14 protein-coding genes and 1 tRNA gene are annotated in these 14601 nt (G+C 55.8%); 6 read left to right on the top strand and 9 right to left on the bottom strand.

Annotation, left to right across the window (positions count from 1 at the left end; translation table 11 throughout):
* Nucleotides 1-84 precede the first annotated feature (84 nt).
* Nucleotides 85-810: a MerR family transcriptional regulator gene (locus ACMWKK_RS08455; RefSeq protein WP_045328622.1), complete on the bottom strand. Its 726-nt coding sequence runs from the start codon at nucleotides 808-810 to the stop codon at nucleotides 85-87.
* 117 nt (nucleotides 811-927) lie between these two features.
* Here ACMWKK_RS08455 and ACMWKK_RS08450 point away from each other — a divergent pair, with 117 nt between their 5' ends.
* Complete coding sequence (locus ACMWKK_RS08450) at nucleotides 928-1452, top strand: lipocalin family protein (RefSeq protein ID WP_112780020.1); 525 nt, start codon at nucleotides 928-930, stop codon at nucleotides 1450-1452.
* A gap of 4 nt (nucleotides 1453-1456) precedes the next feature.
* Here the strand turns inward: ACMWKK_RS08450 and ACMWKK_RS08445 are convergent, their stop codons facing one another.
* Nucleotides 1457-1894, bottom strand: coding sequence for a hypothetical protein (locus tag ACMWKK_RS08445; protein WP_112780021.1), 438 nt, complete (start codon nucleotides 1892-1894; stop codon nucleotides 1457-1459).
* Between the two features lie 112 nt (nucleotides 1895-2006).
* Here ACMWKK_RS08445 and ACMWKK_RS08440 point away from each other — a divergent pair, with 112 nt between their 5' ends.
* Nucleotides 2007-2462, top strand: coding sequence for an acetyltransferase (locus ACMWKK_RS08440; RefSeq protein WP_112780022.1), 456 nt, complete (start codon nucleotides 2007-2009; stop codon nucleotides 2460-2462).
* Here the strand turns inward: ACMWKK_RS08440 and ACMWKK_RS08435 are convergent.
* Both ACMWKK_RS08435 and ACMWKK_RS08430 read right to left on the bottom strand, forming a co-directional pair.
* On the bottom strand, nucleotides 2452-3489 hold the full coding sequence (locus ACMWKK_RS08435) for a virulence RhuM family protein (protein ID WP_112780023.1): 1038 nt from the start codon (nucleotides 3487-3489) through the stop codon (nucleotides 2452-2454). The two genes, ACMWKK_RS08440 and ACMWKK_RS08435, sit on opposite strands and share 11 nt — an antisense overlap.
* A gap of 59 nt (nucleotides 3490-3548) precedes the next feature.
* On the bottom strand, nucleotides 3549-3890 hold the full coding sequence (locus ACMWKK_RS08430) for a SymE family type I addiction module toxin (protein ID WP_112780024.1): 342 nt from the start codon (nucleotides 3888-3890) through the stop codon (nucleotides 3549-3551).
* A 128-nt stretch (nucleotides 3891-4018) separates the two neighbouring features.
* Between ACMWKK_RS08430 and ACMWKK_RS08425 the strand changes: the two genes are divergently transcribed.
* Nucleotides 4019-4192, top strand: coding sequence for a YlcI/YnfO family protein (locus ACMWKK_RS08425; protein WP_112780025.1), 174 nt, complete (start codon nucleotides 4019-4021; stop codon nucleotides 4190-4192).
* A gap of 274 nt (nucleotides 4193-4466) precedes the next feature.
* Here ACMWKK_RS08425 and ACMWKK_RS08420 read toward each other — a convergent pair whose 3' ends face one another.
* The 3 genes from ACMWKK_RS08420 to ACMWKK_RS08410 all read right to left on the bottom strand — a co-directional run bounded on the left by ACMWKK_RS08420 (nucleotide 4467) and on the right by ACMWKK_RS08410 (nucleotide 5873).
* A complete protein-coding gene (locus ACMWKK_RS08420; protein WP_112780026.1) occupies nucleotides 4467-4931 on the bottom strand; it encodes an oxidoreductase in 465 nt (154 codons plus the stop codon).
* The gene (locus ACMWKK_RS08415) at nucleotides 4931-5632 is read right to left on the bottom strand and encodes a DUF3800 domain-containing protein (protein WP_258526843.1); all 702 of its coding nucleotides are present in this window, start codon (nucleotides 5630-5632) and stop codon (nucleotides 4931-4933) included. Before ACMWKK_RS08415 ends, ACMWKK_RS08420 begins: the two co-directional genes overlap by 1 nt.
* 146 nt (nucleotides 5633-5778) lie before the next feature.
* Nucleotides 5779-5873, bottom strand: a tRNA-Sec gene (locus ACMWKK_RS08410).
* A 291-nt stretch (nucleotides 5874-6164) separates the two neighbouring features.
* Here ACMWKK_RS08410 and ACMWKK_RS08405 point away from each other — a divergent pair.
* Both ACMWKK_RS08405 and yicI read left to right on the top strand, forming a co-directional pair.
* Entirely contained in the window at nucleotides 6165-7556 is a 1392-nt protein-coding gene (locus tag ACMWKK_RS08405) for a glycoside-pentoside-hexuronide family transporter (RefSeq protein WP_112780027.1), read from the top strand.
* A 12-nt stretch (nucleotides 7557-7568) separates the two neighbouring features.
* On the top strand, nucleotides 7569-9887 hold the full coding sequence (yicI, locus tag ACMWKK_RS08400; protein WP_112780028.1) for an alpha-xylosidase: 2319 nt from the start codon (nucleotides 7569-7571) through the stop codon (nucleotides 9885-9887).
* Nucleotides 9888-9972: 85 nt separating this feature from the next.
* Here yicI and ACMWKK_RS08395 read toward each other — a convergent pair whose 3' ends face one another.
* On the bottom strand, nucleotides 9973-11661 hold the full coding sequence (locus ACMWKK_RS08395) for an AsmA family protein (RefSeq protein ID WP_112780029.1): 1689 nt from the start codon (nucleotides 11659-11661) through the stop codon (nucleotides 9973-9975).
* Between the two features lie 119 nt (nucleotides 11662-11780).
* Nucleotides 11781-13172: a xanthine/proton symporter XanP gene (gene xanP, locus ACMWKK_RS08390; protein ID WP_112780030.1), complete on the bottom strand. Its 1392-nt coding sequence runs from the start codon at nucleotides 13170-13172 to the stop codon at nucleotides 11781-11783.
* Nucleotides 13173-13398: 226 nt separating this feature from the next.
* Here xanP and gltS point away from each other — a divergent pair, with 226 nt between their 5' ends.
* Nucleotides 13399-14601 (top strand): sodium/glutamate symporter, encoded by a 1203-nt coding sequence (gltS, locus tag ACMWKK_RS08385; RefSeq protein WP_112780031.1) that lies wholly within the window; start codon nucleotides 13399-13401, stop codon nucleotides 14599-14601.

The raw sequence follows: 14601 nt of genomic DNA, 5'->3' as shown, positions 1-14601 counted from the left end.
AGTTGTTCATCACAGGAAAACGTTAGCATCTGCGGCGCGGGAAAATATTCAACTTTTCGTGAAGATTCCCGCAGGAGAAAATGATCAGAGGATAATCACTTCAAGCGATACCTGCTGCTGCCACTGCTCCAGCTGCTTTTTCCGCCCGGCGGTGAGCTTGCCGCTGGTGACCAGCACCCATTTGCGCTCCGGGAAAATCTCCGGTGCCAGCGCGTCAGGGGGAACCGGCAGGATATCGATCCGGTGGCCCTGCCCGGTGCGCGTTAAGGCTTCGAGCCAGATCTCGCACGGGTCGTTGAGGTGCCAGCCGCTGAGCAGAATATTGTCGCCCGGCGCTTTTTTATCGCCTTCGAGACAAAACGAGGTGTAGGCGATGATGATGCCGTCGAGGATCGCGCGCAGGGTCATGGCGGCGGCGACGTTAGCCGAGACCTGGCTGCGCAGCGGGCGCAGCACGTTCGCGACCAGCTCCGGCCTTGGGTACTCGCGTCCGGCGTCATATATCATCTGGCGCAGGGACTCGACTTTGCCGTCCTGCAGGCGCTGCAGCATGTTCTGCTGCAGGGTTTGCCAGTTGTTGGTCCGCCCCGGCGTCGGGCGTTCCAGCAGCGGTTTAACCTGGCCAATCGGGACGCCTTTTTTGACCCAGTCGAGGATTTTCAGCGCCTGCTGGACGTCCGCATCGCTGTACTGGCGGTGGCCGCCTTCCGTGCGCTGTGGCTTGAGTAAACCATAGCGACGCTGCCACGCCCGCAGGGTGGTGGCGGTAATGCCGCTGAGTCTGGCGAATTCGCCGATGGAGTAAGCCATGTCCGTGTCCAGAGTGGAGGAATACTCTCAATATACTACGAATTTTCCCGAACGGGATGAAGCGCCGAAACGGTGCACTACACTTAACATCCAACCGTGCAAATGAAAGGAATTCTCATGAAGCTATGGCCTGTTGTGACCGGTGTCGCCATTGCCCTGACGCTGGTCGCCTGTAAATCCCCTACGCCGCCGAAAGGCGTGCAGCCCATTTCCGGTTTTGACGCTAGCCGCTATCTCGGCAAATGGTACGAGGTCGCTCGCCTGGAAAACCGCTTTGAGCGCGGTCTTGAGCAGGTGACCGCTACCTACGGCAAGCGTAGCGACGGCGGGATCAGCGTGCTCAACCGGGGTTACGATCCGGTGAAACACAAGTGGAACGAGAGCGAAGGGAAAGCGTACTTCACCGGCGAGCCGACCACGGCCGCGCTGAAGGTCTCCTTCTTCGGCCCGTTCTACGGGGGGTATAACGTGATCAGGCTGGACGACAAGTACCAGTACGCGCTGGTCAGCGGCCCAAACCGCGATTACCTGTGGATTTTGTCGCGCACGCCAACCATCCCGGATGCGGTGAAGCAGGATTACCTGAACACCGCGCGCAGCCTGGGCTTCCGGGTTGACCAGCTGGTCTGGGTGAAGCAGTAGCGCGCTAGCTGCACATGTCGCTAAACGGTCCGCGCGGGCAGGGACGCAGGATGACGTGAACCGAATCTTCCTTCAGCGTATACATGCCGCCGAAGAACGGATCGACGATTAGCCAGCCCGGCACGCCCAGGAAGATGACGTTCCCCAGCGTGTACCAGCGGCTAAAGCGGTACGCCAGCGGCATGCTGGCAGAGTAGTAGCCTGGCTGCCTGAGCGTGAGCGAGTACTCGCGCTTGCCGAAATAGCTGCCGTCGGATTTCTTCAGCGCGAGGGTTTTCGGCGTGACGCCGGTGGCGGTGATGGCGCCGGTGCGGTCGATGACTGCAAACGGGACGTTGTCCGGCGTGCTGCTGATGGTGACGGTTTCTTCATTGCTGCCGAAGATGGCGGCACAGCCGGTCAGCATCCAGGCGGTTAACAGCAGTAGGGTGAGTTTTTTCATCGGGGCGCTCCGTATCGTTATCGATCCAGAGCGACACGGAAAGAGGGAAAGTTAAGTGGGTGGGAGCGGAGAATAGGTTGATTTATCACGGCGAGCCGAAGATGATCCCCGCATGAAAATTGAAACCGCAGTGTCTGAACAGTTTGAACGTCTCGTCGCGATCTGGGAATCCTCCGTTCGCGCCACCCATCACTTTTTACAGGAAAGCGATATTGCGGCGCTGCGCCCGCTTTTGCTCAACGCCTATCTCCCCAACCTCAACGTTTTCATTGCCCGTGATGAAAAGGGCGTTATTCACGGCTTTTTCGGTGTCGATGAAAACCGTATTGAGATGCTGTTTGTTGACGACGCGAGCCGCGGGAAGGGCGTTGGGAAATTGCTGCTGCAACACGCCATCTCAGAGTTCGGCGCGAACGAAGTGGACGTGAATGAGCAGAATCCACAGGGCGTCGCGTTTTATCGCCATATGGGCTTTGAGCAGGTCGGGCGCTCGGAACGGGATGGGCAGGGGAATCCGTTTCCGTTGCTGCATATGAAGCTGAGCAGGAATACCAGGATTAGCGCTTAGCCTGCTTATCCCATTTTAATAAGCCGATAATATCTTTCTCACCTTCGGCTTCTTTCAGCAGGCGCTGCTTTTTTTCATACTCAACGTATTCTGAGCACGCCTTTTCATCGGCCGCTTTCTTGCTGATCTTGCCTGCCCCTTCTAAAACGTCCCGGTCGTTAAATCGCAGGAACTGATCGAGTTTGTTTTGCCAGTCTCGTAAAAATACCTGCTTGCGGCGTTTGGCCTGATCTTCGGCAAAATCGAGCCACATATTAACGACGCGATTAAGCTCGCTGACCTCATCCTGAGACAGATAATTTTTTGCCGTGGTGACATCGCTTTTACGAACTTCTTCGCCTTTATAGCTGGTCAGCCCCATATGCGGTTGAGTAGCGTCCGCACGTTTGTGAATCAACTCAGCAGCGGTGTGGCCCGTGCAGGCAAAATGCAGTTTATTCTGGATGGTCTGGAAGAATTGCGTGGTTTCTTTGAGTGATGGCTGGTAATCAGCGGCCAATGCAAAAATCTCCCTCACGCGGAGATAAACCCGCCGTTCGCTGGCCCGTATATCGCGAATGCGTTCCAGCATTTCATCGAAATAGTCAGGTACGGCGGATGATCCGACAGGTGGATTTTTCAGGCGCTCGTCGTCCATAACGAAGCCTTTTACCAGATATTCCTGCAGCGTTTGGGTAGCCCACTGGCGGAACTGTGTACCTCGCGTGGATCGGACGCGATAGCCGATGGCGAGAATGACGGGTAGACTATAGTGAAGTGTGTTGCGATTAACCTTGCGCTGACCTTCTTGCTGAACTTGTAAGTAAGCCTTACAAGTTGCTTTTTGTTCAAGCTCACCTTCTTCGTAAATGGCTTTAATATGCTGAGTAATGGCCTGAGGAGTGACCTGATAAAGAGCCGCAATGGCTGCTTGCGACAGCCAGAGCGTTTCATGTTCAAAGCGACATGTGATGCGAACCGTACCGTCATCACTGGCAAACATAACAAATTCGCCTGCTGGAGATTGGATTACGTCTTTATCTGCCATGTCGCCTCCCTCTTTCGAGTGATTAATCTTACTAGCGTGTAGTATGCCAGAAACCGCCGCTAAGCCGGGTGGTTTGTATTTGATTTTACGAGGCGCTTTCCAGGATGCTGGATTTGAATCGCTGCGAGTGCATTCTCTATCTCAACGAGCTTTGCTTTCGTCCGTTTATAATCGTCCTGCAACCGCTGCTCCTGCTCGTTATAAGCCACCAGAACGATGCACCCTTTCATCACCTTGACCGTGATCTGCTGCCCGGTATCAAAGCCTGCGGCGCGCAGCCACTTGCCGGACAGAATGATATTGGGCGTGGATTTGTCGAAAACATTCGGGCGGTATCCCACAATTAACGAACGCTCGGTTCCGGATTGGTCGGTGTCTGGGGTAGAATGCGAATCAGCCATAATCAACTCCTTGATAGTTGGTGAGGTTAGACTCCCATTAGTGCTCCAACACTGCCGGGCGTTGTCAGAATTCCAAATCCATGTGGTAGGTACCACATGCAGATAAACTAACCGAAGTGGTACCTACCATGCAAGAGAAAAAGAAACCAAATTTTGACCGTACCAAGAGCACGATGAAGAACATCCGGTTCGAGGATGAGCTTTTGGAGCAGATTGAGAAGGCTGCGGGGAAGGGGAATTTTAGTAAGTGGGTGAAGGAAGCATGTCAGTGGAGATTGCGGGAAAAAACGAGCAACAATTAGTCGTATGCTTAAGTTTTGATAGTAAAAGTCTTCTTTAAAGGATGGATGACTTTGCCTTCTTAATTGATAGGGATTAACAATCAATCGTTTGCATTCATCTTTTATAATTAATTTCAATGGGTTAAATGTAGCTGTATGTTGTTTAACAACCTTGACTTTCCCAAGGATGGTTGACTATGGCTGTTCCGTAACTTACATTAAAGGCGTCTCATCTACCATGTGTAGAAAGAGCGTACGAACCCGGTGCATAGAAATGTGTGTCGGGTTCAGCTTTTTATACTACTTGTGATCTTGCTCTGCTGTTTGCAAGTTGTCTGCGTTTGCCAGTTCTATTTACTACATAAGCGGTTTTTAATAGCCAGTAGTCTCTACGAGCCGCCAGCACCACGACATAGTCTTCTATTTCATTCCAAATAACGATTTCGGTGTTATTTCCACGCCTCTCTTCCCAACAAGATAAATGCTCATTATCTGAATGAATAATCATATGCGATATCCATCTGATTCTAGCACATCGTGAAAGATCGGGCGTTCGTTCTTCTTCTTTTTCACCTTCAGAAGTCAAATGCCAAAATCCAAATTCTTTTCCATCATATTCAGGAGTGAAACGAGGTTGAACCGGAAGGCCCCGAAATTGGATGCCAGACCTAAGAAATGAATGCTGGAATTCATTGTAGACCTCTTCAATATATAATGACCAGTCACCAGAAAATTCGAGCAGATCGGGCATTTCGAGCATTAGCGTGACTCCCAAACAAAAACGTTGAATTTTCGCTCGGTAGGTAACGTACTTCTTAATAGATCTCTATTAGTATAAAACCTTATTTTTTCGATGATCTGTAATTTACCTTCATTTGTATTCAAACCTCTATGAAGATAACCTAAAGCACCTATAAATAAATCAGCTAGTTGTAGTTGTTGAACTTCATGAGAACGTATATGCTGAATTCTTTGGATTGAATCCCTATTAAAATCATAACCCGAATTATGAAGAACTCTTCTTAACTTTTCAATCTTCTCGATTCCAAGGGTGTCTTTTATGTCGAAGTAAACTCTATATAAGCTCTGGTTCTCAATTATATTTTTCAATAAATAGAAGCAAATTTTATAATAAAATGTATTATGATCTTGATTGAATCTATGATGGTCTAGCCTACTTTTATGGGGAACTATAACCGCTCTAAAACGTAATGCTTGATTAGAAAAAAAATAGTCAACTAATTCTAAATAAAATGAAACTTTAGATTTGGATACTTTGGTCCATTTTATTTCGAACTCCTCGCTTAAACCGTGTTTTACTTTTATCGCTCTGATATCGCGGGAAATTTTCTTTGTAATTGAGTCAGGACACCATGTAGCACCTATCACCATAACTTCTTGGTGATCATTTAAAAGATGACATGATTCATCGCAAAACACGTTAAAGGTCTTAGTGTTCAAAATGTCTTTCTCCATACTAGGATTGGGTGATTTTCCTAGAATTTTGGAGTAAGTGCAATCTTGAAAAAGGAATAGGGCAAAAATGATGGAGATATGCTTAAAAGGATGTATTTAACAAGGACTAAAATTCATTAAAATCAATAAATTGGCGGAAGATCACAGGAGTCGAACCTGCCCGGGAACGCTGGCGTCCCCAACTGGATTTGAAGTCCAGCCACCTCACCGGAGATGACGATCTTCCGCGCCTGCATTGCTACATGGAGGCGGGGCGCATTATAGCTACTTTCAGGCATTTACCACATACCCCGACACACTTTTTTCACCTCTCTTTTGACCTGTACCCCCCTGTTTCAGTTAATTCCTAAGAAAATCCTCACGTTAGCCATTCGTGCTCTCCAATATTTACCGCGATCACAAAAAACAAGAAACGTAATCTGCTAACCAGAAAACGCAATACCCGCTCATGAAACAATGGTTTAAAACCAATGCAACCGGTCTCAGCGCCCCCTACCGCGTGAAGGATGAATAAAATATGAGCGAAGTATTGTCAGTAAAAGAGAAGATTGGCTACGGCATGGGAGATGCCGCTAGCCACATCATTTTTGATAACGTCATGTTGTACATGATGTTTTTCTACACCGATATTTTCGGCATTCCCGCCGGCTTTGTCGGCACCATGTTCCTGCTGGCGCGCGCGCTGGATGCAATCTCAGACCCGTGCATGGGGCTGATTGCCGACCGCACCCGCAGCCGCTGGGGCAAGTTCCGCCCGTGGATTTTGTTCGGCGCCATTCCGTTCGGCATCGTCTGCGTGCTGGCCTATACCACGCCGGATCTCAGCCTCAACGGCAAAATGGTTTACGCCGCTATTACCTACACCCTGCTGACCCTGCTCTACACCGTGGTCAACATCCCGTACTGCGCATTGGGCGGGGTGATCACCAACGACCCGACGCAGCGTATCTCCCTTCAGTCCTGGCGCTTCGTGCTGGCGACCGCGGGCGGCATGCTCTCCACGGTGCTGATGATGCCGCTGGTGAACCTGATCGGCGGCGACGATAAGGCGTTCGGCTTCCAGGGCGGTATCGCCGTACTGTCGGTGGTCGCGTTCCTGATGCTGGCGTTCTGCTTCTCCACCACCAAAGAGCGCATCCAGGTGCCGCCGAGCACCACTTCGATGCGGGAAGACCTGCGCGACATCTGGCACAACGACCAGTGGCGCATCGTTGGCGTGCTCACCATCCTCAACATCCTCGCCGTCTGCGTGCGCGGCGGCGCGATGATGTACTACTGCACCTGGATCATGGGCTCGCCGGAAGTGTTCGTCGCGTTCCTCACCACCTACTGCGTCGGCAACCTGATCGGCTCCGCGCTGGCGAAACCGCTCACCGACTGGAAGTGTAAGGTCAGCATCTTCTGGTGGACCAACGCCGCGCTGGCGGTGGTGAGCGTGGCGATGTTCTTCGTGCCGATGCATGCCACCGTGGTGATGTTCGCCTTTATCTTCGTCATCGGCGTGCTGCACCAGCTGGTGACGCCGATCCAATGGGTGATGATGTCCGATACCGTCGACTACGGCGAATGGACCAACGGCAAGCGCCTGACCGGCATCAGCTTTGCGGGAACGCTGTTCGTGCTGAAGCTCGGCCTGGCGCTGGGCGGGGCGATGATCGGCTGGATGCTGGCAGGCGGCGGCTACGACGCGGCGGCCAAAACCCAGAACAGCGCGACCATCAGCATCATTATCGGCCTGTTTACCCTGGCCCCGGCGGTCTGCTACGTGCTGAGCGCCATTATCGCCAAACGCTACTACACGCTGAAAACCCCTTTCCTGACCAAAATCCTGGGCGAGCTGGCGCAGGGCGCGCGCCGCAATCAGCAGGCGTTTGAAAACCTGCCGGTCAGCAAAGAATTGCAGAACTAAGAGGACGAAAGCATGAAAATCAGTGATGGAAACTGGCTTATTCAACCGGGCCTGAACGTAACCTATCCGGTTCAGGTGTTCGAGGTGGAGCAGCAGGGCAATGACCTGGTGGCGTTTGTTGCGCCGCGCGACGTGCGCGAGCGCACCTGGCAGCTCGACACGCTCATGTTCACGGTGCGCCTGTTTGCCCCGCAGGAGGGGATTGTCGGGGTGCGCATCGAGCACTTTCAGGGCGCGCTGAACAACGGCCCGCACTATCCGCTGAACGTGCTGAAAGACGTGAAGGTCGAGATTGAAAACAACGCGGAATTTGCCGAGCTGAAAAGCGGCAGCGTCAGCGTGCGCGTTACCAAAGGCGAGTTCTGGGCGCTGGACTTCCTGCGCAACGGCCAGCGCATTACCGGCAGCCAGCTGAAAAACAACGGCTACGTGCAGGATACCAACACCGACCGCAACTATGTGTTTGAACGTCTCGACCTCGGCGTGGGCGAAACGGTCTACGGTCTGGGCGAGCGCTTCACCGCCCTGGTGCGCAACGGCCAGACGGTCGAAACGTGGAACCGCGACGGCGGCACAAGCACCGAGCAGTCTTACAAAAACATCCCGTTCTACCTCACTAACCGCGGCTACGGCGTGCTGGTCAACCATCCGGAAAACGTCTCGTTCGAGGTGGGGTCCGAGAAAGTCTCCAAAGTGCAGTTCAGCGTTGAAGGGGAGTATCTGGAGTACTTCGTGATTGACGGCCCGACGCCGAAAGAGGTGCTCAACCGCTACACGCGCTTTACCGGACGTCCGGCGCTGCCGCCCGCGTGGTCGTTCGGCCTGTGGCTCACCACCTCGTTCACCACCAACTACGATGAAGCGACGGTGAACAGCTTTATCGACGGCATGGCCGAGCGCGACCTGCCGCTGCACGTCTTCCACTTCGACTGCTTCTGGATGAAGGCCTTCCAGTGGTGCGACTTCGAGTGGGACCCGGTGACCTTCCCGGACCCTGAAGGAATGATCCGCCGCCTGAAGGAGAAAGGGCTGAAGGTCTGCGTGTGGATTAACCCGTACATCGGCCAGAAGTCGCCGGTATTCCAGGAGCTGAAACAGAAGGGCTACCTGCTCAGGCGCCCGGACGGCTCTCTGTGGCAGTGGGATAAGTGGCAGCCGGGGCTGGCAATTTATGACTTCACTAACCCGGAAGCGTGCCGGTGGTATGCCGACAAGCTGAAAGGCCTGGTGGGCATCGGCGTCGACTGCTTTAAGACCGACTTTGGCGAGCGCATCCCGACGGACGTGCAGTGGTTTGACGGATCCGATCCGCAGAAGATGCATAACCACTACGCCTATATCTACAACGAGCTGGTGTGGAACGTGCTGAAAGAGACGGTGGGCGAAGAAGAGGCGGTGCTGTTTGCCCGCTCGGCGTCCGTGGGCGCGCAGCAGTTTCCGGTGCACTGGGGCGGCGACTGCTACGCCAACTACGAGTCGATGGCCGAAAGCCTGCGCGGCGGGCTGTCGATTGGCCTCTCCGGCTTCGGATTCTGGAGCCACGATATCGGCGGATTCGAAAACACCGCCCCGGCGCACGTTTACAAACGCTGGTGCGCGTTCGGGCTTTTATCCAGCCATAGCCGCCTGCACGGCAGTAAATCCTACCGCGTGCCGTGGGCGTACGATGACGAGTCCTGCGACGTGGTGCGCCACTTTACGCAGCTGAAGTGCCGGATGATGCCGTATCTGTATCGCCAGGCGGCGCTGGCGCGCGAGTGCGGTACGCCGATGCTGCGGGCGATGATGCTGGAGTTCCCGGACGATCCGGCGTGCGATTATCTCGACCGCCAGTACATGCTGGGGGATGCGGTGATGGTGGCACCGGTGTTCTCCGAGGCGGGCGACGTGCAGTTCTGGCTGCCGGAAGGACGCTGGACGCACCTGTGGCATAACGACGAAATCCAGGGCAGCCGCTGGCATAGGCAACAGCATGATTTCATGAGCCTGCCGGTCTATGTGCGCGATAACACCCTGCTGGCGCTGGGCAATAACAGCCAGAAACCAGACTATGCGTGGAACGAGGGGACGGCTTTCCAGCTGTTTAACCTGGAGGATGGCGCATCGGCGGTGAGCGAAGTGCCTGCGGCGGACGGTTCAGTGGCATTTACGCTGAAGGCGTCGCGAGAGGGCGACGTTGTGACCCTGTCCGGCGCGGGCGAGGCGCAAAACTGGTCGGTATGCTTGCGCAACGTGCAGAAAGTGGGCGGCGTGAAAGGCGGCTCACAGGCGGGCAGCGAGTGGGGCGTGGTGGTGAAAGCGGAGGGGAATGAGGTGGTGGTTCACTTCTGAGCTTGAAAAATGCCCGGTGGCGCTTCGCTTACCGGGCCTACATGGGATCGTAGGCCGGGTAAGGCGTAGCCGCCACCCGGCTTGTTTATTGCACAGGCGTTGAAACCACCCCGCCCGTCATGGTCTGCTCTACCTGCTGTTTATCCATATTCACCGCGCTCAGCTTGCCGTTTACCGTCGGCTTCAGCGGTGCATTCGCCTGCATGCTGCCACTGGCGGTGAGCTGAATATTGCCGTCGCCCGTAATCGGCAGCGCAGGCCAGCCCCACTGTTGCAGCACGTTGAGCGGCACGCCGCGACCGTTCAGGCTCACCGTGGTTTGCCGCTGCGGCAGTTGCGAAACCGTCGCCGTCGCTTCCAGAATGCCTTTCTCGGTAAACGCGCTCAGGTCGGTAATGTTCACCGTGGCGGCGTTCGCATTCAGCGCCAGCGACGGACGGCGCACGTCCACGCGGTTGAAGGTTGCTGCCGCGCCGTTCAGGGTTGCGCTGCCGCCCCACACGCCCCACTGGCGATCTTTCGCCAGCTGCAGGTTGGCGCCGTAGCCGTCCAGGGAGGTGATCTGCCACGGGAAGGCGGGATCGATGTCGATCACCAGGTTGCGGCTCAGGTCGAATTTTTGCAGCGTGACGCTGTTCAGCCATTCCGGCAGCGGCTCCATCCACAGCGTTTTCCAGTTCTGCGGCAGGGTGTACTCCAGACCGGCGATGGCGACATCGTCCAGCACCAGCGCTTTACCGTCGCGCAGCCAGTTACCGGAGGTGCGCACCATGCCGCCCTCCCAGCGGGAGGTGAACTGGCGCAGCGCCATGCCCTGCGGGGAAAACTCCGCGTTCAGGATCGGGTCAAACAGATGCAGCGAGCCGTAGATAAACTCGCTGGCGTTCATGGACAGGCGACCTTCCTGGCTCTGCCAGTCGCCTTTGCTCAGCGTCAGGTTGCGCAGGCTTAAATCGAGATCGGTTACCGCCCAGTCCGGGCCCTGCAGGCGGGCGTCGGTCACGTCCAGACGGCCTATTTGCAGGGAAGGAAGGGTGGCCAGCGGCGCGAAGAAGTCTCTCAGGGTTTTATCACTCTGCAGGCGGATCTCGTTCAGGCGCATCGTGTCGATAATCCAGCTCCCGTCGGCGTTGCGCAGGGCGGAGCCGGTGAGTGAGCCGCGAGCCATATCTGCTCCGATGGTATTCAGCACCACTTCCTTGCCGTTAAGCTGGCCCTCAATCAGCACGTTGGTGGCCGGTACGCCGTTAAGGGTCAGCGAGCCTGCGCTCATCTGAATCTGCGCGTTTTTCCCCAGAACGTTGCCTGCTTCCGGCTGCCATGGGCTGACGCCGCCCGTCACCTTCTGCGCGCTCAGGTCCCATTCGGTATTCGGGCTGTTAAAGGCCATGTTGTTCAGCTGCAGGCGATCCGCCTGGAAAGGCAGCGGCGCGGTCTGTGGTGAGAGATTCAGCGTGCCGTCGAACAGGGTAATGGTGTCCATATACAGCGGATCGGTTATCTGGCGGCTGCTCAGGCCAATATCGACTTTTTTGGCAACCAGCGTGGCGGGTTTACCGTCCCGACCGAAGGTGACGTTTTCCAGAATGATGTGGGAAGGCGACGAAAAGCGGTGATTCATCTTGTCGAAACTGAGTTCGTAATCGGTATTCACCGTCACCCAGCTGCTGACCTGAGCAGCGCCCCAGCGGGTCTGGAGCAGAATGTAGAACGCCAGCAGCACAATGAGCAGGGCTACCAGAAGATAGACGAGCAGCTTTCCAATAAATTTCATGGTCTTCCATCCCGCAAAACGCACATAAGGGAGTTATGCACGATTTATGCGCAATCCTCAAGGCGGGAATGGTGTAATTAGGTGTCACGGCAGGCATTGACCGCCTGCCGTGAAGGGGATCAGTTCTTTTCAGGCGGGAAAACGAGGTTCAGCACGATAGCGGTGATGCCGCCTGCGGCAATGCCGGAAGAGAGCAGGTTTTTCACCCAGTCCGGCGCAAACTGCAGGATCAGCGGCTGCTGAGACACGCCCAGACCCACCGCCAACGACAGCGCGATAATCATGATCGCGCGGCGGTTCAGCGGCTCGCGGGAGACGATACGCACGCCGGATGCTGCGATAGTTCCGAACATCACCAGCGTTGCGCCGCCCAGCACCGGCTCGGGGATGTGCTGCACAAAACCGCTTACCGCCGGGAACAGGCCGAGGACGATCAGCATCAGCGCCACCACAAAACCGACGTAGCGGCTGGCCACGCCGGTCAGCTGGATCACGCCGTTGTTCTGACCGAAGCAGGAGTTCGGGAAGGTGTTGAAGACTGCAGAGACAAACGAGTTCAGGCCGTTCGCCAGCACGCCGCCTTTCAGGCGCTTCATGTACAGCGGGCCGGAAACGGGCTGCTCGGAGACGTCAGAGGTAGCGGTGATATCGCCGATGGTCTCCAGCGAGGTGATCATAAAGACCAGCATCAGCGGCAGGAGCAAGCCCCAGTCAATGCCCAGACCGTAGTACAGCGGCGTCGGGACGGTGATAAGCGCGCTGTTGGTCGGCGCGGCGTTCTCCGGCAGCATGCCCAGTGCCCATGCCAGCAGGTAGCCCGCCGCCATGGCGATCACCAGCGAGGCTACGCGCAGGTAAGGGTTACGCTGGCGGTTAAGCAGAATAATGATCGCCAGCACCACGCCCGCCAGCAGCAGGTTTTTCGGCGCGCCGAAGGTGTGGTCGCTCATGGCGGCATAGCCCCCGCCGATGGAGGTGAGGCCCACCTGGATCAGCGACAGGCCGATAATCATCACCACCACGCCGGAAACCAGCGGAGTAATAACGCGGCGAGCCAGATGCAGTACGCGGGAGATCACCATCTCCGTACAGCTGGCCAGCATTAGCGTGCCGAACAGCGCCGCCATCATGGTTGGGACATCCGCACCGCCGGTTTTCAGGGCCGTACCGCCCATGATCAGCGGCGCCACGAAGTTAAAGCTGGTGCCCTGAATCGACAATAATCCCGACCCCACCGGACCCCATGCTTTGATTTGAATAATCGAGGCCACGCCGGAGGCGAAGAGAGACATGCTGATGATGTGCTGCGTGTCCTGCGCCGGTAAGCCGAGCGCCTGGCAGATCAGCAGCGCCGGGGTGATCACCGCGACAAACATCGCCAGAAGATGCTGGCAGGCGGCGAAAAGCGTCTGGGGCAGCGGCGGGCGATCTTCAAGGCGGTAAATCAGTTCGCTATTTTGCTTCTGCGCAATCGATTGCGCATCAGGCGACTCTATGGTGTTAACGGACATCGGCGGCAATCCCACGGTGGAAAAGCGGGCATTTTATCTGACCACCTGGTAAAAGCAAACGATTGCCAGCAAAAAAAGGCAAGAAAATCTGCCGTTGTGAGCAGGTTTTCTACAACGCCTCGGGAAAAAAAATTACACTTTTTCGCGCCGGGGGCTCATGAAGAGCGTAAACCGGCCCAGGATAACGCCGCGTGTGTATGGAACACGCGCAAAACAGGAGCCTTCTATGATTCATCTCGATACGTTGTCGACACTTGTTGCCGCAACGCTGGTCTTACTGCTTGGCCGTAAGCTGGTACACCGCGTTTCCCTTCTGAAAAAATACACCATTCCTGAACCTGTCGCCGGTGGCCTGCTGGTGGCGCTGGCCCTGCTGATACTGAAAAAAAGCATGGGCTGGGAAATCGATTTTGATATGTCCCTGAAGGACCCGCTGATGCTGGCCTTCTTTGCCACCATTGGCCTGAACGCTAATCTGGCGAGCCTGCGGGCGGGCGGTAAGGTACTCGGGGTATTCCTGATTGTGGTGGTGGGGCTGCTGCTGATGCAAAACGCGATCGGCATCGGCATGGCAACGCTGCTGGGGCTGGATCCGCTGATGGGCCTGCTGGCTGGGTCAATTACCCTTTCGGGTGGTCACGGTACCGGCGCGGCGTGGAGCAAGCTGTTTATTGAGCGCTACGGATTTGAAAACGCAACGGAAGTGGCGATGGCGTGCGCTACCTTTGGCCTGGTGCTGGGCGGCCTGATTGGCGGCCCGGTGGCCCGTTATCTGGTCAAACACTCCACCACGCCGGACGGCAGGCCGGACGATGAAATGGTGCCGACCGCGTTCGAAAAGCCGGACGTCGGGCGCAGCATTACCTCGCTGGTATTGATTGAAACCATTGCGATGATCGCCATCTGCCTGACCGTGGGTAAAGTGGTTGCGCAATGGCTGGCGGGTTCCGCGTTTGAGCTACCGACCTTTGTCTGCGTGCTGTTTATCGGGGTGATCCTGAGCAACGGTCTGGCGCTGATGGGATTCTACCGCGTGTTTGAACGGGCGGTATCGGTGCTCGGCAACGTCTGCCTGTCGCTGTTCCTGGCAATGGCGCTGATGAGCCTCAAACTGTGGGAGCTGGCCTCGCTGGCGCTGCCGATGGTGGCGATTCTGGCGGTGCAGACCCTGTTTATGGCGCTGTACGCCATGTTCGTGACCTGGCGCATGATGGGCAAAAACTATGATGCGGCGGTGCTGGCGGCGGGTCACTGCGGGTTTGGTCTGGGGGCGACCCCAACCGCTATTGCCAACATGCAGGCGATCACCGAACGGTTCGGGCCATCGCACATGGCGTTTCTGGTGGTCCCGATGGTTGGAGCGTTCTTTATTGATATCGTCAACGCGCTGGTAATCAAGCTGTACCTGCTGCTGCCGATGTTCGCCTGA

The sequence above is a fragment of the Enterobacter sp. 01-M-03-SI-ECC genome (genome assembly GCF_047530215.1).
Lineage (GTDB): Bacteria > Pseudomonadota > Gammaproteobacteria > Enterobacterales > Enterobacteriaceae > Enterobacter > Enterobacter chengduensis.
Note: the sequence above shows the minus strand (reverse complement) of the source record. Positions and strands in the feature narration are given on the sequence as shown.